Source organism: Sulfurimonas hydrogeniphila (assembly GCF_009068765.1).
GTDB classification, from domain to species: Bacteria; Campylobacterota; Campylobacteria; order Campylobacterales; family Sulfurimonadaceae; genus Sulfurimonas; species Sulfurimonas hydrogeniphila.
The window spans coordinates 2,009,229-2,033,975 of record NZ_CP035534.1; the positions used below are offsets into that span (position 1 = coordinate 2,009,229).

Sequence of the window (24,747 nt, forward strand, 5' to 3'; positions counted from 1 at the left end):
TGGATCTTAGATTAGTGTGCACATATTACTAATGTAAAAACTCTGGCTCTCGTAAAGAGACTAGCTTTAGTGCCGAACGCAGTGATCAGAATATGGGCTTTGCTCATATTCTGAATATAAAAAGAAACCTTTACTCTTCTTCAATCTCAAATTCTATATTTTGATCTTTGTAGATACCGGTTCCAACAGGAATAGTACGGCCGATAATAACATTTTCTTTCAGGTTTTCAAGATTGTCAACTTTTGCCGAAACTGCCGCTTCTGTCAATACTTTCGTAGTATCCTGGAATGATGCCGCTGAAATAATAGAGTCAGCTGAAACTGCCGCACGGGTAATACCGACCAGGAACGGTTCAGCAATCGCAGGACGACCGCCAAGACGCATAATCTTTTCATTTTCCTGAGTAAATTTCACCTTGGAAACCAAATCACCTTCTATGAATTTTGTATCGCCGGATTTTACAATTTTTACCTGACGCAACATTTGGGTAAAGATGACTTCAATGTGTTTGTCGGCAATGTTAACCCCCTGAGAACGATATACCTGCTGTACTTCAGATACAAGATAGTTATACAGTGCTTTGACACCCATGATACGTAAAAGTTCATGAGAAGATAAAATACCCGTAGTCAATCGCTCACCGGCATGCACAAAGTCACCCGGATTTACAACCGGCTCATGTGATTTGTCAACAAAATACTCTTTTACAATTCCGTTGTCTGCATTGCTGACAATAATTCTTACTTTTCCGCGAAGCGGTTTTCCAAAGCTGACAACACCGTCAATTTCAGAAATCAGTGCGGTTGCTTTAGGACGACGACCTTCAAAAAGTTCAGATACACGTGGAAGACCCCCGGTAATATCTGATGATTTTTGCAATGCTTTTGGCGTTTTTGCCAATATGTCAGCCACTTTCACTTCAGCACCGTCAGCAACATACACAGATGATTTTGGCTCAATTGCATAACGCAAAAGTTCTCCGTCTTCTGTTGCCAGTACTATTGCAGGCTTATACTCTGAAGAGATGTGGTCATTAATCATCAAACGCGTTTTACCGGTCAACTCATCAAGCTGCTCACTCGCAGTTGTTCCGACAATGATATCTTCATATTTCACAACACCGTTAGCTTCTGAAATAATCGGGTTAGAGTACGGATCCCATTCGGCGATCACAACTGATTCATCAGAGGAAGGTTTCGCAATAACTGTATCTCTGTCTACACTTTCATTGTCATCTGTTACAATAACTGAACCGCGTGCAATATAATGACGAATCGCTTCACGGTTGTTTGTATCAATTACAGCGGCAAAAAGACCTTTTTCTACAACTTCATATCCTGACTTCAGGCCTTCAAATCTCTCAAGGTAGTCCCCTTTGAGCAAGAAGTACTTCACAGTACCCTCTTCTTTTGCAAGAATCTTTTTCGTAACAGGTGCACCGTCATCAACTAAAAGTTCTGATGCATACGGAATACGGCTAGGTACGTTCCATCCGTCTTTGATTGTTTCAACAATAGAATCCAGTGCCTCGACTTTTTCCCCGTTTTTATGAGGGAAATAGTATTTTCCTTCAATCTGTCCGCTGACTCCCGCAAGTTCATTCGGCTTCGCTATTTCAAGCTTACGCAGTGAATAACGAACAGTTTCATCTTCGGATTTTACACTGATAATGACTTCATCATGAATCGTCTGAATCTCAACAGTTCCCGCAAACGGTGCTTTGATTTTTGGTTCAACCAGTAAAACACCCGCATTACGGCGATTGGCAACAATATTTTTACCCTCTTTGTTTTTATACGTTTTAAGGTTGTAATAACGTATAAAACCTTCTTTTTCTGCAACAACCTGACGTTCCTGTGCAGTAGAAGATGCCGTTCCACCAACGTGGAATGTACGCAGTGTCAACTGTGTACCAGGCTCACCGATAGACTGTGCCGCAATAATACCTATCGCTTCACCAGGACGAACAATATATCCGGTTGCAAGGTTCACACCATAACACAGGGCACATACACCTTCTTCGCTTTTACATGTAGTCGGTGTTCTGATTACCGCTGTTTTGATACCTGACTCAGCAATAACTTTTGCAGAAACTTCATCTAAAAGTGTTCCCTCAGCATAAAGAATTTCATTGGAGATAGGGTCAATAACATCATCCGCAAGAACACGACCGTTGAGTCTGTCTTCCAATGATTCTATCAATGTATTTTGATCAGATATATCAGAAATCTCTATCCCTTCGTGCGTATGACAGTCATGCTCAACAATTTTAACATTCTGTGCAACATCAACAAGTTTACGAGTCAAATACCCTGCATTGGCAGTTTTAAGTGCCGTATCTGCAAGACCTTTACGCGCACCGTGTGTTGAAATAAAGTATTCAATGACATTAAGACCCTCTTTAAAGTTAGAAATAATCGGTGTTTCAATAATTTCTCCTGACGGTTTTGCCATCAGACCACGCATACCGGCAAGCTGGCGAATCTGCGCTGCAGAACCACGAGCGCCGGAATCTGCCATCATATGAATAGAGTTAAAACCGTCTTTGTCCGTCTGTACAAGTTGCATCATTTCTGCTGCAAGTGTATTGTTTGTATCTGTCCAGACATCAATGATCTTATTGTAACGTTCCTGCTCAGTCAACAGTCCCGCTTCAAACTGTTTTTGAATCTCAATGACTCTTGCTTTAGACTCTGCAATTTTTGCAGGTTTCATATCAGGCACACGAATATCATCCGCTGAAATTGACACACCGGCTTCTGTCGCATGCTTGAAACCCAAATCTTTCAAACGGTCAAGGAAAGATGCAGTGATGCCAATTCCCCCGTGTTTTTGTACATAATCAACAATCTCATTAATAGCTTTTTTCTTCATTACTTTGTTCCAAAGCTCAGCCGGAACAAAATCAGGAAGAATTGCCTTAATCAAAAGACGACCTGCAGTTGTGTGAATAATACGTCCGTCAACACGTGTTCTAACCTTAGCGTGCAAGTCAAGTGCGTCATGTTCTAAAGCAATTCGGATCTCATCAACATTTGCAAAAAGTTTGTTAGAACCCTTCACACCGTTTTTCTCAAGTGAAAGATAGTAAATACCAAGTACCATATCCTGAGAAGGTGTAGCAATAGCCTTTCCGGATGCAGGAAGCAAAATGTTCATAGAAGCCAGCATCAACACTTTACATTCAGCTATAGCAGCAGAAGAAAGCGGTACGTGTACAGCCATCTGATCCCCGTCAAAGTCGGCATTAAATGCCGCACAAACCAATGGGTGAAGCTGAATTGCTTTTCCGTCTATCAGTTTAGGGTGAAACGCCTGAATAGAAAGTTTATGCAGTGTCGGTGCACGGTTAAGCATAATCGGATACCCGTCAACAATCTCTGCAAGACACTCCCAAACTTCATTTGTTTTTTCTTCTATCATTTTTTTGGCAGCTTTTACCGTTGTTGCATAACCTTTGTCTTCAAGTTTGGCAATCAAATGCGGCTTAAAGAGTTCGAGTGCCATTTTTTTCGGCAGTCCGCACTCATCCATTCGCAAACTTGGTCCGACAACAATGACAGAACGTCCGGAAAAGTCAACACGTTTACCAAGCAGGTTTTGTCTAAAACGCCCCTGCTTTCCTTTAATGATTTCACTTAAAGATTTCAAAGGACGTTTGTTTGCGCCTTTTACCGCATTTGCACGGCGACCATTGTCAAAAAGTGCATCTACAGACTCCTGTAACATACGCTTTTCGTTTCTGACAATAATTTCAGGTGCTTCAAGTTCTACAAGACGTTTTAAACGCTGATTACGGTTAATAACACGACGATATAAATCATTTACATCAGATACGGCAAACTTACCGCCGTCAAGTGATACCAACGGACGTAAATCCGGTGGGAGAACCGGCAGCACAGTCAGCATCATCCAGGCAGGGTTGTTGCCTGAATTTAAAAATGACTCAATAACTTTCAGACGTTTGTTAATCGTTTTTTTCTTTGCCTCAGATTTTGTTTCGCCAATCGCTTCTTTTAAGTTAGTAAAAAGGTCAACCAAATCAATAGAATCCAATAAATCACGAATCACTTCACCACCCATACGGGCTTTGAAACCAAGCTCACCAAATCTCTGCACAAGTGTACGGTACTGCTCTTCATTTAAAACATCATATTTTAAAACCGGAGTTTTAGCCTCTGCATCATAATAGGACTCTCCGCCCTCTTCGACGATATATGCTTCATAATAGAGTACACGCTCTAAATCTTTCATTTTGATACCAAGCAGCGTACCGATACGAGAAGGCAGTGAACTTACATACCATATATGTGCAACCGGAGTCACCAATTCAATGTGTCCCATACGTGTACGACGTACTTTTGTAGATGTTACTTCAACACCACATTTTTCACATACCACACCTTTATAGCGCATCTTTTTATACTTGCCGCAAAGACACTCATAGTCCCTTACAGGTCCAAAGATTTTTGCACAAAACAAACCGTCACGCTCAGGTTTTAAAGTACGATAATTAATAGTTTCTGGCTTTTTAACCTCTCCGTGACTCCATGACATTACCTTTTCAGGGGATGCCAAACGGAACTGGAGCTGTTTTATATCTTTTGGTCTGCTGTCTTCTGTTACTTCTACCGGTACTAATTTACTCATCGTCTTCTACCTCGTCCATAATATCTACATCAAGAGCCAATGCCTGCAGCTCTTTTGTTAATACAAATAGTGTTTCAGGAATACCAGATTCTGGTACCAATTCACCTTTTGTAAGTGCTTTGTAAGCACGTACACGACCATCAACATCATCTGATTTGATAGTCAACATCTCTTTTAGAACTGCTGAAGCACCATATGCTTCAAGTGCCCAGACTTCCATCTCACCGAATCTTTGACCACCAAAGAGTGCTTTACCACCAACCGGTTGTTGTGTAACAAGCGAGTATGGTCCGGTTGAACGGGCATGGATCTTTTCATCTACCAGGTGATGCAGTTTTAAGATGTACATGTAACCGACATTGACACGCTCTTTCATCTTCTCACCGGTTTTTCCGTCATAAAGTACACGTTTGCCGTCAGCATCCATATTTGCCAGTTTGTAGAGTTTTTCAAACTCTTCAGCATTTGTCCCTTCAAAAATAGGTGCAGCAAATTTAACACCCTTGGCCCAGTCTCTTGCATGGATCAGAAACTCTTCATCACTCATATTTCCGATAACTTCAGAAGCTTTCATCATTCCTGCAACATCAGCTATTTCGATCATTTTTGCACGAAGATTTTGTATATAGTCTTTTTGTTTTGAGTCAAACTCTGCCTGTATCTGATCGCCGAGTTCACGACCTACCATACCGAGGTGCATTTCCAAAATCTGACCGATATTCATACGAGAAGGTACACCAAGCGGATTCAAACAGACATCAACAGAACGTCCGTCTTCCATATACGGCATATCTACCTCAGGAACTATAATAGAAACAATACCTTTGTTTCCGTGACGTCCGGCCATCTTGTCACCGACTTTGAGATGACGTTTTGTTGCTATATAGATTTTTACATACTTCACAACACCGTTTGGTAAAATGTCGTCTTTTTCCAATATAGTGAGTTTCTCTTCATGTTCATCTCTGAAAACTCTTTTTTGCTTCTGGAAATGACTTTTCGTTTTGTTGTACTCATCCTGAATCTCTTGTGAAAAAGATTTGACGATTGCATTCATAGCAAAACGGTTTACTTCTTTTAAATCATCTCCGTTGATTTTTTCTCCGGCCTTATACTCGGTATCACCTATTTTGATGTCACTCTGTAACGGTTCACGGGTGAGAAGTTTTGTCACACGAAGCATCTCTTCTTTATCTATCATAATAAGTCTGTCATAATGCTCGCGTTCAAGGTAGTCTCTCTCCTCTTTTTCAAGTTCCAATGCACGAGGATCTTTGTCATAACCTTTTTTTGTAAATACTTTAATATCTACAACCACCCCTTCCATTGACGGCGGACAGTAGAGTGATTTATTGACGACATGACCGGCTTTTTCGCCAAAAATTGCGCGTAAAAGACGCTCTTCCGGTGTTGGTTTCACTTCCCCTTTTGGAGAAACTTTTCCGACAAGAATCATACCGCCTTTGACATTTGTACCGATTTTAACAATACCTGATTCATCGAGATGTGCCAGTTCATCATCACGAACATTCGGGATATCACGGGTAATCTCTTCGACACCGTGTTTCAATTCACGGGCTTCTACCTCTTTTTCATAAATATGCACTGAAGTAAAAGCGTCTTGACGGATTAAACGTTCTGAGATGACTATAGCATCCTCAAAGTTATACCCGTTCCACGGCATGAAAGCAACCATTGCATTGACACCAAGCGCCAGTTCCCCTTTGTCCATATTTGGACCATCGGCAATGATCTGGTTTTTCTTTACCATTTCACCGACTTTTACAATCGGTTTTTGTGTAAAAGAGGTGTTTTGGTTGGTTCGAAGATTTTTTTGTAACGGATAATAGTCAATAAAGATTTCGCCGTCTTCTTCACCCATCACATAAATGTGTTTACCGTCAACTTTTTCAATTTTACCGGCACGTTTTGCTTTGACACATTCCCATGCATCACGGGCAACCAGTTTTTCAACGCCCGTTCCAACCATTGGTGCATTTGCACGTAAAAGAGGCACTGCCTGACGTTGCATGTTTGATCCCATAAGTGCACGGTTGGCATCATCATGCTCCAAGAACGGAATCAGTGACGCGGCTACACCGACAACCATCTGTGAAGAGAGATCTGCATATTCACACTCTTTGGGATCACGTAAAAGGATTTCCCCGTCCTGTCTTACAGCAATCAAATCTTCAACAAACTGACCGTTTTCATCCAGTTTGTTAGAAGCTGCGGCAATTTTTTTACCCTCTTCCTGTGTTGCCGTCAGATAGACAATTTCATGAGTAACTTTTCCGTCTTTCATCACTTTGTAAGGAGCTTCAATAAATCCATGCTCGTTTACTTTTGCATACATTGCAAGTGTATTGATAAGACCGATATTTTGTCCCTCCGGCGTTTCAACAGGACAGATTCTACCATAATGTGTAGGATGGACATCACGTACTTCAAACCCGGCACGTTCTTTGACAAGACCGCCTTCACCAAGAGCCGAAAGACGACGTTTGTGTGTCACTTCAGAGAGTGGATTTGTCTGGTCCATAAACTGAGAAAGCTGACCGCCTGAAAAGAATTCCATGATTGTAGAGGTAATCATTTTTGAGTTAATCAAATCATGAGGCATAAGCTCATTCATCGGTCCGCTCATAGTAGAGAGCTTGTCACGAATTGCTTTTTGCATTTTCACAAGACCGTTGTGTAACTCGTTTCCTAATAATTCACCGATGGAACGAATACGACGATTACCCAAGTGGTCTCTGTCATCCAGATGACCCTGTCCGTTTTTTACTTTAATAACATATTTTACAGATTCTATAATATCTTCGTGTGTTAAAACAGTCACATACTCAGGAATATTCATTCCAAGTTTGTGATTCATTTTCATACGGCCAACCTGAGTCAAATCATATCTCTCAGGATCAAAGAAAAGCTGGTTTACAAATATTTTTGCAGCCTCTTTGGTTACAGGCTCGCCCGGACGCATCACTTTGTAGATACGAATCGCAGCCAAATCATTCTCATCTTCAATATCTTCTGTCTGTTTTAAAAGCTTCAGAGAATCTGTATCGGCATTGAATGCGTTGATAATAGAACTGTCAACACCTTCGGCAATATCATTGGCAATTTTGAATTCTGTTACGCCGATTTCAGCCATTTTCTTTAATTTGGTCTCATCTATATGTGTCATTGTATCAAATAACACTTCCCCTGTTTCCGGGTCAATGATAGGCTCAGCCAAATATCTGTCCAAGAGTATTTCCAAAGGATACTGAACTTCTTTCACACCGTCATCTAAAAGTTTTTGTACTTTTTTGCTTGAAAGTCTTTTGCCTGCAGCAACAAGCACTTTACCATTCATATCAACCAAATCATAAGAGATACGTGTTGCATAATCTTTAGGATTAAAATCCATAGAAAAAGTATTGTCATTGATTTTTATTGTCTGAATCGGGTAAAAGAGTTTTAAAATATCCTGTTTGGAATATCCCAAAGCACGGAACATGATTGTTACAGGTACTTTACGACGTTTATTGATTCTCATATAGAGAATATCTTTAGGATCATACTCAAAATAGAGCCATGAACCGCGGTCAGGAATAATCTGTCCGGTATAAATTAATTTGTTTCCTGCAGTAGTTGACTCTTCTTCTTTAAAGATAACACCAGGTGATCGGTGTAACTGGTTGACTACAACGCGTTCAACACCGTTGATAATAAAAGAAGTTCTATCGGTCATAAGCGGAATATCACGAACGAATATACTCTGCTCTTTTATATCTTTTACACCAAGTTTTTCTTTTGTGTTTTCATCTCTGTCCCACAAAATAAGGCGTGTTTTCATTCTAAGGCTTACTGCATAGGTAAGCCCTCTTTCCATACATTCACGAACGGTATATTTTGGGTTCGTGACTTCAGAACCGATATATTCAACAGTTAATCTGTTTTGTGCATCATGAATAGGAAAAACAGATTGAAAAACTTTTTCAATACCGCTTGTCGCTCTGTCTTTTGCATTTAACATTAAAAATGTATCATATGAGCTTTGTTGCAGTTGGAGTAAATTTGGTACTTCAATTTCTTGAGGAGTTTTAGAGAAGTCTATACGAAGACGGTTTCCGGAATATAAAGTGTTTAACATAGGCTACCTCGATAAGTTGTTAATTAGGGACTTGATAAGTTCAAGCATATCGTATCCAGTCGTCACCAGATAGATTGTTTTACTCTTAGCTATTAAGAGATTTTTTTATAGTGCTTATAAACGACATAAGGGCACTTTAGCCAAGAGAGTCCGTTCTCTTCGCTAAAGCGCCCAAAAAAGAGGGACAAAACCCTCTTTGTTTTTAAGTTAAGACTACTTAACTTCTACTGTAGCACCAGCTTCTTCTAAAGCAGCTTTTGCCTCTTCAGCAGTTTCTTTATCTACACCCTCTTTGATTGTAGACGGTAAGCTTTCACATGCTTCTTTTGCTTCTTTTAGTCCAAGACCAGTTAAAGCACGAACCGCTTTAATAACACCGATTTTTTTCGCACCGACATCAGTTAAAACAACATTGAATTCAGTCTGCTCAGCAGCAGCAGCGCCAGCATCACCGGCAACACCAGCAACAGCAACAGGTTGTGCAGAAACACCAAATTTTTCTTCAAACTCTTTAACAAGTTCAGATAATTCTAAAACAGAAAGTCCAGAAATAAACTCTAATACATCTTCTTTAGTAACAGCCATAATATTAGCTCCTTAATTTTATTTTATATATTGTAAAGAAAGCTTACGCTTCCTCTTCTTCTTTCTTTTTGCGTAAAGCATCAATTCCAATTGCCATATTTGTAATTGGAGCCATCCAGGTAGCAGCAAGCATACCGAGAAGTTCATCACGACCAGGAAGTTTTGCGAATGCTTCGATTTTAGCTACGTCTGCAGGTTCTTTATCTAAATAACCGGCTTTAATCACGAACTTGTCATGATCTTTGGCGAAATCAGCCGCGATTTTAGCAGCATTGATAACATCATCAGACCAAATAAAAATATTTGTATCTTTGATTTCAACACCACTCATCTCAGCATTATTCAGTGCAATTGTTGCTAAAGTATTTTTAACAACCTGAACACTTGTGTCTTTTGCACGAGCAGATTTACGTAACTCTTCAAGTTCACTTACAGTTAAACCTTTGTAGTCACATATAACAACTGCCGTAGTATTGGCAAATGAAGTAGTTAACTGCTCAATTACTTCAGCTTTTTTTGACTTAAGCATATATAGTTCTCCTTTCCAGACATAACTTCAAGCGGGGCGAAAGGGTACGATTAAGCTCACTGCCGACACGGCAGATACCCCCAACTATCTTTAGTCCAAGTAATTCAGATTTCCAAAATGAAAATCTTTATTGTAATATATATTTTATACTACAATAAAAACTTTTATTTCAGCATAGGAAAAAATTTGGTTTTTTCCTATGAGGGGCTTTAGCCCGCTTATTTGATATCTGCCAACTCTACAACATCAAGTTTAACTGCAGGACTCATAGTTAGACTCAATGCTGCATTTTTAATATAACGCCCTTTTGCAGAGGCAGGTTTTTGTTTATTGATTGCAGAAAGAAATGTTGTTAAATTCTCTGCAATTTGAGAAGCTTCAAAGCTTGCTTTCCCTATACCGGCATGGATATTACCTTTTTTGTCAACTCTAAAGTTAACCTGGCCGCCTTTGACATTTTTCACAGCTGTTGCAACATCAGGTGTTACAGTTCCAGTTTTAGGATTTGGCATCAATCCTTTTGGCCCAAGAATACGACCAATTTGACCTACAAGACCCATACAGTCAGGTGCTGCAACAACAACATCAAAATCAAAAATTCCCTCTTTGATTTGTGCAACCAAATCATCAGTTCCAACGATGTCTGCACCTGCAGCTTTTGCTTCATCAGCTTTGGCACCTTTGGCAAATACAGCAACACGAACTGTTTTACCGGTTCCATGAGGAAGAACGATAGCACCGCGAACCATTTGGTCTGCGTGACGAGGATCTACATTCAAGTTCATTGCAATTTCAACTGTTTCGTCGAACTTTGCACTTTTTAAATCTTTTACTGTTGCAGAAGCTTCTTCTACACTGTATGATTTTGTTTTGTCAATTTTTTCTAATAATTGTTTATATCTTTTGCTCATTACAAATCTCCATATTAATTCTGCCACATAATTTTGAAATCACTGTGGTCGATGATTGTTTTTACTAGTCTTTGATTTCTATACCGATTGAACGGGCAGAACCAGCCAAAGTATTTGCAGCCATCTCTTTGTCGTCAGTATTTAAATCTTCGATTTTAGCTTCTACAACTTCCATAAGCTGTGCACGAGTTAATGACCCTACTTTGTTTTTAAGAGGATTGTCACTTCCTTTTTTCAGTCCGGCTGCTTTCATTAAAAGTTCAGAAGCAGGTGGTTGTTTTGTAACAAAAGAAAAACTTCTGTCATTGTAAACTGTAATAATAACAGGAACTTTAAATCCCATTTTATCTTTTGTTTTTTCATTGAATGCTTTACAGAATTCCATGATATTAACACCACGTTGTCCTAATGCAGGTCCTACTGGTGGAGCCGGGTTAGCTTTACCAGCTTCTATTTGTAGCTTGATATAATCCATGACTTTTTTTGCCATTTTTTGTCCTTTTCATTATTTAATTACGTAATCCAAACGAGGTCCAGTTTACTACGCTAAGGTTAAGTTTCAAAAAATTAAAACCTAGCCTTAGCGTAGCAGGGTTCTTTATTAGATTATTTTTTCTACCTGTGTGTAAGAAATATCTACAGGAGTAGCTCTGCCAAAGATTGAAACATTCAGCTTAAGAGTGCCGTGTTCAAGGTCATACTCATCAACTGTTCCCGTAAAGTTGGCAAAAGGTCCGTCAATAATACGTACCGTTTCACCATTATCAAAAAATACTTTTGGTTTTGGTGCGGCACGGTTGTTCACACGATCCAAAATAACATTAATGTCATGTTCGCTCAAAGGTGTAGGTGTGTTTCCTTCCCCGATAAAACCTGATACTTTCGGTATTGACTGAATCATATGCTGAATTTCTGTATTTAAATCTATGCGGGCGAACACATAACCGGAATACAAAGATCTCTCACTCACCTTCTTCTTTCCGTCTTTTACTTCAATAACATCCTCTGTAGGAACTATTACATCGGTAATATGCTCTTCCAAACCATGTTCTTTTATCATATTAAAGATTGCATCTCTCACTGTTCTGTCACTGCCATAGGTCTGTATAGAGTACCATTGATGTGCCATTTTTTACTCCTTAACCTAAAATTGCAGACATAACAGATGACATAAGCAAGTCAACCAATGCAAGAAATGCTGCTATTGCAGAAACTACAATAACAACTGCTATATATGCCTGTTTTACCTGACTTTTGGTAGGAAAGATAACTTTGCTCAGTTCCAGTCTTGCGTTACTTATTACTTTACTTAAATTCATCTATCTTTTCCATATATTGAAATGTCATTTGTTATAAATAAAGCAGATCTGCTCTACTTATAATAAATGTGTGGCAGGCGTAGAGAGACTCGAACTCCCAACACCCGGATTTGGAATCCGGTGCTCTACCATTGGAGCTATACGCCTAAATTTTTACAAAATTTAGGCACCAATTATTTAATAGTGACGACATCGGAACAAGTCCCGATATCTACGCTAACGCTGAGTTTCCTTCGGCAGGAAACCCGCGGCACTAGTGCCTTCATTTGTTACAAAAAAATGAACTGTTATTACAGTTTCATCTCTTTGTGAATTGTGTGCTCTTTACACCATTTACAGTATTTACGTACTGAAAATTTCTCAGTGTGAGTCTTTTTGTTTTTTGTTGTGTGATAATTACGTCTTGTACATTTCTCACAACCCAAGTGTATTGCTTCTCTCATATTAAGGAACCTTTTAAAGGATTTTGCATATTAGCCAAAGGCTAATTATGCAAGAATCTCTGCAACAACACCGGCACCAACTGTACGTCCACCCTCACGGATAGCGAACTTAGTACCTTTTTCCATTGCAATTGGGTGAATTAACTCAGCAGTAATACTTACGTTATCACCTGGCATTACCATCTCAGTACCTTCTGGTAAAGTGATTGCTCCAGTAACGTCTGTAGTACGTACATAGAACTGTGGACGGTAACCATTGAAGAATGGAGTATGACGACCACCCTCATCTTTACTAAGAACATAGATTTCTGCAGTAAATTTAGTGTGAGGTGTAATTGTACCCGGCTTACAAAGTACTTGACCACGCTCAACTTCATCTTTCGCAATACCACGAACAAGAATACCACAGTTGTCACCGGCTTCACCTTGCTCCATTTCTTTACGGAACATTTCAACACCGGTTACAGTAGTTTTTTGTGTATCACGGATACCAACGATTTCTACTTCTTCACCAACTTTAATAACACCACGCTCGATACGTCCAGTAACAACTGTACCACGACCAGAGATTGAGAAAACATCTTCAACAGGCATTAAGAAATCTTTGTCAGTTTCACGTTCTGGTTCAGGAATATACTCATCAACAGTTTTCATAAGCTCAACAATCTTCTCAGACCATTCACCCAAAGTACCTGCTTTTGCTTCTTCAAGAGCTTTTAATGCTGAACCTGCAGTGATTGGAGTGTCATCACCTGGGAATTCATACATATCAAGCAGTTCACGAATTTCCATTTCAACCAACTCTAACAACTCTTCATCATCAACCATATCTTCTTTGTTCATGAAAACAACGATGTACGGAACACCAACTTGTTTTGAAAGAAGGATATGCTCACGAGTTTGTGGCATTGGGCCATCCGCTGCAGAAACAACAAGAATAGCACCGTCCATTTGTGCAGCACCTGTAATCATGTTTTTAACATAATCCGCGTGACCAGGACAGTCAACGTGCGCATAGTGACGGTTGTCTGTTTCATACTCTACGTGTGAAGTAGCGATAGTAATACCACGCTCTCTTTCTTCAGGTGCATTATCGATTGCATCATAATCCATAAATTTTGCATCATTTTTAACTGCAAGTACTGCAGTAATAGCTGCTGTTAATGTTGTTTTACCGTGGTCAACGTGACCAATTGTACCGATGTTAACATGGGGTTTGTTACGTTCAAACTTTTCTTTTGCCATAATGTTCTCCGACTTTAATTTTGAATTGAAATGGAATTATACCCAAAAATCATTCAATTATTGCTTAATTAAAACATAATTTTACTTAAATGGAGCTCACGAGCGGATTTGAACCGCCGACCTCTTCCTTACCAAGGAAGTGCTCTACCCCTGAGCCACGAGAGCAAACGAGATTATATTAAGCAATAATTGAATAATTCTTTTATTTTGATATTAGTTTTTTTGTGATTAGAATATTCTATATAAATATATATTTTACAAATATACAGATTGTATGAAGTAAGATAGAAATTATACTTCAGCTTCCAGAATCTCAGATGGAGCGGGTGAAGGGATTCGAACCCTCGACAGCCTGCTTGGAAGGCAGGAACTCTAGCCACTGAGTTACACCCGCATATGAGTGGTGGTGGGAAGAGGAGTCGAACCTCTGAACCCATAGGGAGCAGATTTACAGTCTGCCGTCGTTGGCCACTTGACTATCCCACCACGTGTACATTTATAAAATGTTTTTCTGGTCTAACACTGTTTCTAATATTCAAAATTCAATGGTGCCGACACGAGGATTTGAACCCCGGGCCTGCTGATTACAAATCAGCTGCTCTAGCCAACTGAGCTATGTCGGCATCGAATTTGAGCCAGAATTATAGTGCAAAACAAATTCAATGTCAAGGGTTTTTCTCAGAAATTTATAAAATCACCGTCTTTTAGTAGAATTGGCCTAAAATTTCTCCCAAATTCTTCTATTTCTTCAGTAATCTCTTTTAAATATGACGGTTTGATATGGTTAATATAGAGTCTTATATCATCTCTTTGTAATTTCTGCAATGCTTTAAAAAGCAGTTTTGGTGTCAGGTGTTTGCTTACTCTTGCTAGTTTTTCCATACTTGAAGGAAAAGAGCATTCAATAACAAGCGACTTTATTTCTCTGTCATTGTTCAGTCTGTTTATAATATTTTCAAGAGAGAGTGTATCTGCCGTTATAAGTACACCTTTGTTGTTTACTTTATAAATATAGCCGCAACTCGGAACCGTATGGTCCGTTTCAATTGGCATAATAGTTGTTTTGTTATTGAGTGTATATGTCTCGTTACAATGTACATCTCTGTATCTGATGCTCATTTCTTCTGAGCCTTCCAAAGGAATTTTGGAAAAATCCGGCCATATTATGTCATTAAAAAAATGTTTTTTTAATGCCTGTATTGTTTGGGGCAAGCTTATGATATGCAAAGTTTTTCTTCTTTGTAAAAAATAGTTGTCTACAATATAAGCTATATCCGCTATATGATCAAGGTGAGAATGTGTTAAATAAATATACTCTACATGTAAAGAGTTCTCGGCCAAAGCATTTAAAAGATTTCCGGCATCAATCACAGTTGCGGCATCCAACATAAAGGATGTTGTTCCAAAACCTTTGGCTTTAGTTCCATAGGCACCTAAAATTTTTATGCTGTTTTCATACATTTTATACACTTTTTGCTGTTTTGGAAATATTATAGCATTTATGTAGATATAATTGCATTAACAGTTTTTACAAAGGTATATAAATAATGTTAAAAATACTATTTTCTCCATCAGAAGGGAAAAAGAGCGGCGGAAACGAAAAAGCAAAAGACCTTTTTGGTGCATTAAATGCCAGGAAAGAAATTTTGGACGCTTATAATACTATAGTATTAAGTGCTAATGAAGAAAAAATAAAAGAACTTTTTGGTTTTAAAAAATTCAGTGAATGCTGGCCATACATAAACGACATATACAATTCTGCTTTGATGTGTGCGATAGAACGCTATCAGGGTGTAGCCTATGACTACCTGAAATATGCTGAACTCAATGAAAGTGCGCAAGAGCATCTCAAAAACAATACTCTTATATTTTCAAATCTTTACGGTCCTGTACTCGGTGGTGATGTAATTGCAAACTATAAAGTCAAACAGGGAAACAGTATCGGTGATATTGCACCGGATAAATTTTACAAAGAACGTTTTTCCTACCAGCTTGATTTATATCTTGGAGGCAATGATATTTTAGATTTACGGGCAGGCTATTATAATAAATTTTACAAACTCACGCAACCGCATACAACACTGAAATTTTTAAAAAACGGAAAAACAGTTTCACACTGGGCAAAAGCCTATCGGGGAATTGTTTTGCGTGAAATTGCAAAAGCCGGTGTAAACTCTCTGAATGATTTTATGAAACTTGAGATAGAAAATTTACAGGTTCACGAGATTACAGAGCAAAAACTAAAAAAAGAAATTGTATACAATATAATAGAATAGGAGAAACACAATATGAAAGACTCTCAAGAGTATAAAGAAAAAAAAGCTTTTTTTGAAAAAATCATTACCTTGTACGGAAGAAATGTCGTTGTAGAAATACTCCAAGACAGTTCTATTGAAATTCACAAACTGCATCTGGCAGATTCAAACAAACCTGACGGAGCAATAAAAAAGATTCTTTTACTTGCAAAAGAGCGTAATATCGAAACAGTGAAACATAACAAAGCCGCTCTTTCACGCATAAGCAAAAATGCGAAACAGGATCAGGGAGTAGCCATTGATATAGTTTCTAAAACATATTTACATGTAAACAAAATAAAAGAACTGCAGCAATACAGACTCATTGCACTTGACGGTATACAAAATCCGCAAAATTTAGGAATGATTATACGTTCGTGTGCTGCAGGAAATATTGACGGTATCATTCTGCCAAAGAAGAACTCGGCAAAAATTTCTCCTCTTGTTGTCAAAGCAAGTGCCGGCACGCTTTTTAAACTGCCTGTCTACTTTTGTAATACACTTGAAGAGATATTGCCGCAACTTCAAGAAGCAAAAATCTATTCCCTCTCCTCCCATGCAAAAACTGCTCTCAACGATATCAGAGAAGATAAAAAAACCGTCTATGTTTTGGGGAATGAAAACGAAGGCGTCAGTGATGCAGTGGAAAAACTCTGCAATGATTCTGTCTCTATTCCCATGAACAGAGGTGTAGAATCACTCAATGTTGCCGTTACGGCATCACTGATTGCCTTTAAAGCGTAACTTTGGGGTTACCTTCTCTTACCATTGCTCTAAAGAGATCAAACATCTTAAAACTCGCTTCTTCCATATCTTTAAATCCGCTTATAACATTATCCTGGTTTTCTTTCGTAATACAGGTATGTTCAGGGACACAGCGCATTACTTCAAATATTTTATCATGGACTCTCTTATGGACATTCCCCAGCTCTTTATAGGCTTTTGTATGTCCAAACTTCTGTTTTGCATCGGTATTGTACCACTGTCCCATTCTACATTTATTGTGATCAACAAACTCTTTTACCATTGCTTCATTTTCATCTAAAAGCGCCTTGTAGGCTTTGTGCTTGAGTATAATATGGTCTACTTTTGCCAGACTGGTATAGAGTGAGTCATACATAAATACAGCTTCATATGCTGATTCATTTGCTTTGTTTGCAAAGCTGTTGAGTGTATTGTTAAATTTTGAAACATCTTCTTGGGAACGCATTGCAAGATCAGTAATCTGCATAGAGTTGTTTTGGATATCATCCGCTTCCTGCTTGAGTGTATTGGTTGTAATAGAGATTTCCTGGGTTGCTTTTTGCGTTCTTTCTGCCAGTTTTCTTACCTCATCGGCTACTACAGCAAACCCTCGCCCGTGCTCTCCGGCACGCGCTGCTTCAATAGCAGCATTGAGTGCCAGCAGATTTGTCTGGTCTGCAATATCTTTAATCAAATCAACAATAGTATTGATTTCACCTGTCTGTTCATTCAAAGCACGAATGACTTCATCTGAATTTGTAATAAGTGTGATAAGTTCTTCCAGCCTGTTTGTAATATTATTCACCACAACTTTGGACTCTGTTGCTTCCTCTGCCGTCTCTTGTGTACTGTGTGCAATTCTTTGCAATATGTCCAGATTATCAGATATATCTTCTTGAATAATATTCAGTCCACGTGTCACACCCCCATTACTGTTGACATCAAAAACTTCTCCAAGGTTTGTTTTTTGTGCAGCTTTGTGAGATACTCCTATAGACGTAATGGCATGGTTGAGCGCAGGAATGGATGCAAGAAATTCTCCTCTGTATCCGTTTTCATAGATTATTCTGTTGTTATATCCCGCATTTGCATTTTCAATCGAAGCAATCACATCACGGATATACTGTTCTGTCTGATCAAGCAAATCATTGATTCCCCATGCAACTCCCTGCATTATATGGGTATCAGGTATGTTTGTAATTCTATAAGAAAGCTCTCCTTTGCCAGCCTTGAGAAGCACATCTCTGATCTGTCGAACCAACTCATCCTGGAAGATTTTATCGCAGATATCACCTGATGCGAGCGATAAAAGCAATGTTGAGATAAGTCCGGCAAATACTGCTCCTGCAAATATATACTGTCCTGTAACCAATGTGTAAATCAATATGGCACCTAAAAGCATATAGAGAGAAAGTGTTTGCTTAGTGCTGTAAATGGAAGATAAAATCATCATACCCTGTCCTTTTTTCATGGAGTAGTGTGTCAAGCATTTGTTTTGAGCCAGCCATTCCTGACCTTTTTTCTTCCTGCAGCAACTGTGCATAAAGCTCCGGAATGACCGCCATTGCCCTGGCAGAGGGTTTACGCCTTACAGAATGGTAATCAATAACATCTCCGTTTTTTCCCATAGTGACTGTGACATTTGCCAATACCCAGTAATAGGAACCGTCTTTGGAGAGATTTTTCACATAGGCAAATATCTCTTTTTTCGCTTTGAGTCTCTCCCAAAGCAGTTTAAAGATAATCTTAGGCATATCAGGATGTCTCAGTATTGAGTGGGGCTGGCCAAGCAACTCTTTTTCTTCATAACCGGAAATCTTTATAAAAATTTTATTCCCGTAAAGAATTTTTCCTTTTGTATCAGTTTTAGAAACTATAAACTCATCTTCTGCGAGTGTTATTTCGTTATTTCTCGGAACAATTTTATTCACTGCTTATCCTTTCAAAAGGTTACAAGAAGCTTACAAACATTGTATTATTTTATATAATATTACAAAAGGATATTAAGAGATCATAATTTCATAAGGACGGCGTATCTCCCGAATAACCTCATCCACACTCATATGACGGGATTTTCGCAAAAATTCCCTGCCGTCTAAAAAAACGAGTATCGTAGGAATTGCAAAAACACTAAAATGTGCCGCTATTTCCTGCTCAACTGAAATATCAACAGTTACAATGGTAAATTCTTTGAAATTTCTATCTATCGCTTCAAGCAGTTTTGGTTTGAGCGCATGGCATACATTACATGCAGGCGCAGAAAAGTAGAGCATCACTGCCGGATTTTCTTGTATTGTTTTTTCTATGTTTTCTATTGTGTTCATAAATTTATCCTTTCTGATGATTTTCTATTCTTGATATTCCTAAAAAAAGACCGCTGAACAAAGCAAAAAAGACCATGGGATTCATTAGATGCAATGTGTTATGTGTCATTGAAAAAATGATAAAACTCAATACAAACATAGTATTGAGTATAAAGTATTGTTGTGTTGCAAATTTAAGTCTCAACAGGGCATACAGCATAAAAAGAACAAGCAACAGACCAATACTGCCAAGTTCTACTGCTTCATTGAGAAACATATTGTGATAATCAGCAAATTCGTTCATGTTTCTATGCTTAAAGCCGTGCTGGGAAGCCACCAAATTTGCCTCTTTCATTGCATTGCCTATTCCCGTTCCTGTTACTGGATGCTGCATAAACAGGTCTGCCCCGACTATCCACAAGGCAGCCCGCATACCTCCCTGGTCTGTATAGTCATCGTTATTAAATATTTTTGTCACTCCCTTTTTAAACTGATCTATCCGTACAGTAAAATTATCGGAGTATGTATAGGCAAGAAAAAAACTTGTAAATATAATAGAAAAAGCCAAAACAGCCGCTTTTATTTTATGCTTTATCAATAAAAAAGGCAACAGTGCCATCAAAGCCATAAAAGCAATCTGTCCTGTTCTTCCGCCGTTGATAAATAAATTTACAGTGACCGTAATAAAAAAGAGTATATTAAAAAATTTGTATTTATACTCTTTTGCTGTAAATACATTTGTAAGCAGAATTGTACCTGTGAACGCCAAAATCACACTATAGGTAATATGGTGCATAAACGGTGTCGGGAACTGGGCTGTTGCCCCTTTATAGGTAAAAAGATGAAAAAAAATGCCATAGGACATCAGTTCACTCACAAACACACTGAGTACAAAAGCTGAAAAAACATAAGGAATGTATCTCTTTTGCAATGCAGTATATACCACAGGTATCAATAAAAAATGATGGTATTTTCCGATATATTGCAATGCGAATTCGGTATCTGACGCCCACATAACAGACAGCAGACTGTAAAGCAGAAACAGTCCCAACACTCTGATAAAGAGACTCGACTGTAAAAGTCTCAGTTTTTCTTTCCAGTTTCCCTCGTATATCCACAAAAGCAGTATGACTGCTTCCAAAATGTTCACAGCTGCTTTTGATACCGGAAAACTGAATGCATAAAGAATAATTAAATAATTGATATACCTGTTTGTCATTTAGCACCAACTTTTGCTAAAACAACTTTTACCGTTTTGACCAAAATTACAAGATCAGCCCACAGAGACCAGTTTTTGATATACCAGACTTCCAGTTCGCTTCTTTGTCTGAATGTCAAATTATTCCTGCCGCTTACCTGCCATAACCCGGTAATGCCGGGTTTTACTTTTAAAATAAGTTCTCGCAGTTTTCCAAGTTTTTCTGCTTCACTGAGCATATACGGTCTGGGTCCGACAAAGCTCATCTCCCCTTGCAACACATTCAAAACCTGAGGCAGTTCATCAAGAGAACTGCTTCGTAAAAATTTCCCTACTTTTGTTATACGCGGATCATTTTTATATTTATGATATTTTTCATAGTAGGCAATCTCTTCGGGATGTTCTGTAAGATACTGTTGCAACAGTGCATCAGAGTTTTCATACATTGTTCTGTACTTGTAGCATTTAAAAATTTTGTTATTTTTCCCCAACCGCTCCTGTTTAAAAAAGATTTTTCCTTTCGATTCCAATAAAACAGCCAAAGCGACAAAAAAATGCACAGACAGAAATATCGGCAATACTGCAAATGCCAGGAGATAATCAAAAATATACTTTATATATACATTTTGCTTTAAAAGCAGTTTGTTCTCTATACGAATGGTATTTACCCGAACATTGGTATAATCCATAATCACGGAATTTGCGAAATCAATACTTGTCACATAGGGAACAACATAAACAGCACTTTTTTCATTGAGATATTTGGTGATGGTGTTGTCCATCTCCTGGGGGTTCATACCCTTTGAAGGAATAATCACAATATCATAAAATCTCTTATTTGTTTTCATTCCCAAATACCAGTTTTTTTGAAACTCTTTTTTTAGTGTTCTGATTTGTACCGTATTCCCCAGCAGCAAAACATTTTTTTTAAAGCAGTCAAAAGAATAAAGAACTCTTTTTTCCAGCCGTTTTACCACCGGCAGTAAAAAAAGACCCAAAAAAAAGTAGGTAGTAATAAATATTTTTGAATACGCAAAAGAAGTTTTTAAAAGTGCCAATATCGCCATCACCAGAAAAAATGCCAAAACAAGGGACTTTAAAATTTTATAGGTTTCCTGCCAAAAATCATAATGGAGCGTATAAATTTTTTCATATACAAATAAAATAAAAATAATAAAAATAATAAATAAAAAATCCCCCAAAGCAATTTCTTCGGAGTGAGGAAAGAAAAAAGCAGTGATGTAAAACAGCACTGTCAAAGCAAGCAAATCAATACCAATAATTATCATATGGGAGATGTAAGTTTTCATTTTGCCAGCTTTCTTTCTACAAAAGTTTGAAATTCTGTTTTAAATCTTTTTTTATTAAAAATCTGTGCATGTTTGGATATAAGCTTTGCATCAAAGCCCATATTTTCAAAACGCTCTACTGCTTCAATTATATCCAAAACTGTTTGTTTTTTAAAATGGATGCCGGTAATACCCTCACAAACTGTTTCATGCGTACCACCCTCATCTAAAGCAATCACAGGTGTTCCGCATGCCTGTGCCTCTACAGGAACAATGCCAAAGTCCTCTACCGCCGCATATACAAAAGCTTTTGCTTTTTGCATGTACTCTTTTAGTATCGGTTTTTCCTGGTAGCCAAGAAGTATTATATTGGGTTTTGCGATTTTTTTTATGGCACTGTACTCTTCCCCCTCACCTATCACAACAAGTTTTTTGTCAGGCATGGCATTGAATGCCTCTACTATCAGTTTTGTTTTTTTATACGGTACCAGTCTTGAAGCACTCAAATAAAAATTCTCTTTATTTTGACACAAAGTAAAAGTCTCTACATCTACCGGAGGGTATATTACAACAGAATCTCTACTATAAATTCTTTTGATTCTCTGCTGTACAAATTTTGAATCGGCTATAAAGTAATCGACTCGATTCAGAGTTTTGAGATCCCACCTGCGAATGTATTGCAAAACTGCCTGCACTAAAAACTTTTTTGGCTGTTTCAAGCTTCCTGTATATTCATCATATAAATCCCAGGCATACCGAACAGGCGTATAGCAATAGGAGATATGCATTTGGTTTTTACTCTTTTTGATGCCTTTGGCAACTGCCCAGGAACTACTGATGACAAGATCATACTTTTGCAGATCAAAACTTTCAATTGCGGCCGGAAAAAGTGGCAAATAGTTACGAAAATGTTTTTTTGCAAAGGGAAATTTTTGTATAAAAGAAGTGTACGCATATTTGCCGTGTAACACATTTTTTCTCTCCTTTTCATCCAAAAAATCCACCAGACTAAAAATATCGGCATCAGGATATATCTCCAAAACAGCTTGCAAAACTTTCTCTGCACCGGCATCTGTTACCAGCCAGTCATGTACTATTGCTGTTTTCACTGCTTTAGTACCTCTTTGAAAACTGACAGATGCTCTTTTGCCGATTTTTCCCATGTAAACTGTTTTACTCTTTGCAAACCTTTGTCAATAAGTGTTTTTTGCAGAGATTTATCATACAGAAGAAGTTCTATTTTTTCTTGCATCTCTTCTATATTGCAGGGGTCAAAATAGAGTGCCGCATCACCACACACTTCAGGCATTGAACTCGAATTTGAACTTACAACAGGCGTTCCGCAAGCCAGTGCTTCCAAAGGAGGCAATCCAAAACCTTCATAAAAAGAGGCAAAAACAAAAAGTGAAGCCAGATTATATACTTTTGCCAGTTCATCATCACTGATAAAACCAAGATAAACAATATTGTCTTGATTTTTATGAATAATCTGCATTAACTCTTTGTTTTGCCATCCTTTAAATCCAACCATCACAAGTTTATACTCTTTCTTTATAGCGTCATCCATAGCATCATAAGCCTGAAGAAGCCCTCTAAGATTTTTTCTTGGCTCAATACTGCCAACGCTCAATATAAATTTCTCAGGCAAAGCAAAAGGCAGCGAAAGTTCTTTTTTTACTTTAAATACATGATGATTGATTCCATGATAGATTACTCTTACTTTCTCTTCATCAAAATTGAGTCTTTGCAGTATTTCATTTTTAGAATAGTTGGAGCCTGTAATGAGCATGTCACTCAGAATAATATTTTTAAAAAAATTCTTTTCAAAATATTCAATCCGTTCTTTTGGATGAAAATCTCTATGAAGTATAAAGGAAAAATCATGTACGGTGGTTACAATTTTTTTTGCTTTTACATTCTCATTGGGTATAAAATTTGGCTGCCAGTATAAATCATAACTTGAAAAATTCACCGAACTGTATATTTTTAACAGTTTTCTTGCTGCTTTTTTTAAAAAAGTGTTTTTTGCAAGAATTTTTTTAATACTTTTAAGTGGTCTTGAGTGAGTCTTTTGATCCTCTAAAATTTCTTTGGAAACGTATCCATAATAAAAAAATGTATTTATCTGTGTGGAGCTTTGTAGATTTTTTGAAATTTCATACGTATATCTTCCTATACCGGTCAAAGGAGAAAGCAATGCAACAGCGTCAACTAATATTTTAGGCTTCAAACATATCTCGCAAAGTATCTTCAAACTCTTTTTGTTGTACTGTACCAACAACAGAAAAAAGTTTTTCTGCAGAACCTGTTAAAGATTCGATTTCATTTTTTCTGACGAAAGCAGGGTTTATTCTGACTTCAATTTCATATCCGGCAATTTTATTCATCATTGCTATAGCATCCAAAAGCTTTATTCCTCTTCCTGAACATATATTGAGTATTTCGGATTTTTTTTCGGATTCTAAAAGCCTTTTGTATACTTCACACACAAAACTGACATCGTTAAATTCACGCCTTACATGTAAGTTGCCGAGTTCTATACTCTTTTTGCCCGCTTTAAAGTGACTGACTATTTTTGGTATTAAAAAATTTTCTGCCTGCCCTGTTCCTGTATAGTTAAAAGGACGGGTTATTATAAGGGGTAATTTTTCAAAATAGTTTTGTGCCAGACACTCCATAGCGTATTTGCTCGCACCGTAATGGTTTACAGGCTTTGGACATAAAGACTCGTCCAAAACGCCAATACCCTGATTGCCATAGACTGTTGCACTGCCTGCCAGTATTACTTTTTCAGGTTTTGTATCAAGTTGACATAAGGCTTCTAAAATATTTGTTGTTCCGACAGTATTTACTTTATAAAAATCTTCACTGTTGCCGTGTGCACTAAAAGAGATACCCGAAAGATGAATCAAATACTCAGGCTGCACAGCCTGCAAAACTTTTTCAATGGCATTTTTGTCGGTTATGTCACACTGAAACTGTTTTTCATTCTCGTGAAAGAGAGAAGTTCCATAAACATCATACCCATGTTTCTCAAGATAGTGTGCCAAATGTTTTCCTGTAAAACTGTCACTGCCTGTTATTAAAACTTTTTTCAT

At 37.9% G+C, this 24,747-nt stretch carries 21 protein-coding genes, 5 tRNA genes and 1 pseudogene; 2 read left to right on the plus strand and 25 right to left on the minus strand.

Annotated elements, in window-relative coordinates; translation table 11 throughout:
• Positions 1-130: 130 nt before the first annotated feature.
• From rpoC to ETP70_RS10645, 16 genes are all read right to left on the minus strand, one after another.
• Complete coding sequence (gene rpoC, locus ETP70_RS10570) at positions 131-4,651, minus strand: DNA-directed RNA polymerase subunit beta' (protein ID WP_151901148.1); 4,521 nt, start codon at positions 4,649-4,651, stop codon at positions 131-133.
• Entirely contained in the window at positions 4,644-8,789 is a 4,146-nt protein-coding gene (rpoB, locus tag ETP70_RS10575; RefSeq protein ID WP_151901149.1) for a DNA-directed RNA polymerase subunit beta, read from the minus strand. Before rpoB ends, rpoC begins: the two co-directional genes overlap by 8 nt.
• A 213-nt stretch (positions 8,790-9,002) precedes the next feature.
• Positions 9,003-9,374, minus strand: a complete 372-nt coding sequence (gene rplL, locus ETP70_RS10580; RefSeq protein ID WP_151901150.1) for a 50S ribosomal protein L7/L12 — start codon at positions 9,372-9,374, stop codon at positions 9,003-9,005.
• Positions 9,375-9,417: 43 nt separating this feature from the next.
• A complete protein-coding gene (rplJ, locus tag ETP70_RS10585) occupies positions 9,418-9,903 on the minus strand; it encodes a 50S ribosomal protein L10 (RefSeq protein WP_151901151.1) in 486 nt (161 codons plus the stop codon).
• A gap of 218 nt (positions 9,904-10,121) precedes the next feature.
• Positions 10,122-10,814 carry a 50S ribosomal protein L1 gene (gene rplA, locus ETP70_RS10590; protein WP_151901152.1) on the minus strand — a complete coding sequence of 231 codons (693 nt, stop codon included), beginning with the start codon at positions 10,812-10,814 and terminating at the stop codon, positions 10,122-10,124.
• A gap of 64 nt (positions 10,815-10,878) precedes the next feature.
• Complete coding sequence (gene rplK, locus ETP70_RS10595) at positions 10,879-11,304, minus strand: 50S ribosomal protein L11 (protein ID WP_151901153.1); 426 nt, start codon at positions 11,302-11,304, stop codon at positions 10,879-10,881.
• A 111-nt stretch (positions 11,305-11,415) separates the two neighbouring features.
• The gene (gene nusG / locus ETP70_RS10600; protein ID WP_151901154.1) at positions 11,416-11,943 is read right to left on the minus strand and encodes a transcription termination/antitermination protein NusG; all 528 of its coding nucleotides are present in this window, start codon (positions 11,941-11,943) and stop codon (positions 11,416-11,418) included.
• A 10-nt stretch (positions 11,944-11,953) separates the two neighbouring features.
• A complete protein-coding gene (gene secE, locus ETP70_RS10605; RefSeq protein WP_151901155.1) occupies positions 11,954-12,133 on the minus strand; it encodes a preprotein translocase subunit SecE in 180 nt (59 codons plus the stop codon).
• A gap of 71 nt (positions 12,134-12,204) precedes the next feature.
• Positions 12,205-12,280 (minus strand) — tRNA-Trp (locus ETP70_RS10610).
• A 143-nt stretch (positions 12,281-12,423) separates the two neighbouring features.
• Positions 12,424-12,576 (minus strand): 50S ribosomal protein L33, encoded by a 153-nt coding sequence (gene rpmG, locus ETP70_RS10615; protein WP_151901156.1) that lies wholly within the window; start codon positions 12,574-12,576, stop codon positions 12,424-12,426.
• 45 nt (positions 12,577-12,621) lie between these two features.
• On the minus strand, positions 12,622-13,821 hold the full coding sequence (gene tuf, locus ETP70_RS10620) for an elongation factor Tu (protein ID WP_151901157.1): 1,200 nt from the start codon (positions 13,819-13,821) through the stop codon (positions 12,622-12,624).
• A gap of 90 nt (positions 13,822-13,911) precedes the next feature.
• Positions 13,912-13,986, minus strand: a tRNA-Thr gene (locus tag ETP70_RS10625).
• A 153-nt stretch (positions 13,987-14,139) separates the two neighbouring features.
• Positions 14,140-14,215, minus strand: a tRNA-Gly gene (locus tag ETP70_RS10630).
• 7 nt (positions 14,216-14,222) lie between these two features.
• Positions 14,223-14,307, minus strand: a tRNA-Tyr gene (locus ETP70_RS10635).
• Between the two features lie 60 nt (positions 14,308-14,367).
• Positions 14,368-14,444 (minus strand) — tRNA-Thr (locus ETP70_RS10640).
• A gap of 55 nt (positions 14,445-14,499) precedes the next feature.
• Positions 14,500-15,282, minus strand: coding sequence for a 3',5'-cyclic-nucleotide phosphodiesterase (locus ETP70_RS10645; protein ID WP_151901158.1), 783 nt, complete (start codon positions 15,280-15,282; stop codon positions 14,500-14,502).
• Between the two features lie 86 nt (positions 15,283-15,368).
• Here ETP70_RS10645 and ETP70_RS10650 point away from each other — a divergent pair, with 86 nt between their 5' ends.
• On the plus strand, positions 15,369-16,097 hold the full coding sequence (locus tag ETP70_RS10650) for a YaaA family protein (RefSeq protein WP_151901159.1): 729 nt from the start codon (positions 15,369-15,371) through the stop codon (positions 16,095-16,097).
• Between the two features lie 12 nt (positions 16,098-16,109).
• Entirely contained in the window at positions 16,110-16,859 is a 750-nt protein-coding gene (locus ETP70_RS10655; protein ID WP_151901160.1) for a TrmH family RNA methyltransferase, read from the plus strand.
• Here the strand turns inward: ETP70_RS10655 and ETP70_RS12780 are convergent.
• From ETP70_RS12780 to ETP70_RS10695, 9 genes and pseudogenes are all read right to left on the minus strand, one after another.
• The gene (locus ETP70_RS12780; protein WP_347400470.1) at positions 16,849-17,325 is read right to left on the minus strand and encodes a CZB domain-containing protein; all 477 of its coding nucleotides are present in this window, start codon (positions 17,323-17,325) and stop codon (positions 16,849-16,851) included. The two genes, ETP70_RS10655 and ETP70_RS12780, sit on opposite strands and share 11 nt — an antisense overlap.
• A pseudogene (locus ETP70_RS12740) lies at positions 17,317-18,330 on the minus strand (methyl-accepting chemotaxis protein); the annotation flags it as partial. The pseudogene ETP70_RS12740 and the gene ETP70_RS12780, both read right to left, overlap by 9 nt.
• Positions 18,281-18,790 carry a PAS domain-containing protein gene (locus ETP70_RS10665; protein WP_151901162.1) on the minus strand — a complete coding sequence of 170 codons (510 nt, stop codon included), beginning with the start codon at positions 18,788-18,790 and terminating at the stop codon, positions 18,281-18,283. The gene ETP70_RS10665 and the pseudogene ETP70_RS12740, both read right to left, overlap by 50 nt.
• Positions 18,791-18,862: 72 nt before the next feature.
• Positions 18,863-19,183, minus strand: a complete 321-nt coding sequence (locus ETP70_RS10670; RefSeq protein ID WP_151901163.1) for a thioredoxin family protein — start codon at positions 19,181-19,183, stop codon at positions 18,863-18,865.
• A gap of 4 nt (positions 19,184-19,187) precedes the next feature.
• Positions 19,188-20,381, minus strand: a complete 1,194-nt coding sequence (locus tag ETP70_RS10675) for an O-antigen ligase family protein (RefSeq protein WP_151901164.1) — start codon at positions 20,379-20,381, stop codon at positions 19,188-19,190.
• Positions 20,378-21,670 carry an exopolysaccharide biosynthesis polyprenyl glycosylphosphotransferase gene (locus ETP70_RS10680; protein WP_151901165.1) on the minus strand — a complete coding sequence of 431 codons (1,293 nt, stop codon included), beginning with the start codon at positions 21,668-21,670 and terminating at the stop codon, positions 20,378-20,380. The genes ETP70_RS10675 and ETP70_RS10680 overlap by 4 nt, the downstream gene beginning before the upstream one ends.
• Positions 21,667-22,758: a glycosyltransferase gene (locus ETP70_RS10685; RefSeq protein ID WP_151901166.1), complete on the minus strand. Its 1,092-nt coding sequence runs from the start codon at positions 22,756-22,758 to the stop codon at positions 21,667-21,669. Before ETP70_RS10685 ends, ETP70_RS10680 begins: the two co-directional genes overlap by 4 nt.
• Positions 22,755-23,903, minus strand: coding sequence for a glycosyltransferase family 4 protein (locus tag ETP70_RS10690; RefSeq protein WP_230973269.1), 1,149 nt, complete (start codon positions 23,901-23,903; stop codon positions 22,755-22,757). The genes ETP70_RS10685 and ETP70_RS10690 overlap by 4 nt, the downstream gene beginning before the upstream one ends.
• Positions 23,869-24,747 carry an NAD-dependent epimerase/dehydratase family protein gene (locus ETP70_RS10695; protein WP_151901167.1) on the minus strand — a complete coding sequence of 293 codons (879 nt, stop codon included), beginning with the start codon at positions 24,745-24,747 and terminating at the stop codon, positions 23,869-23,871. The genes ETP70_RS10690 and ETP70_RS10695 overlap by 35 nt, the downstream gene beginning before the upstream one ends.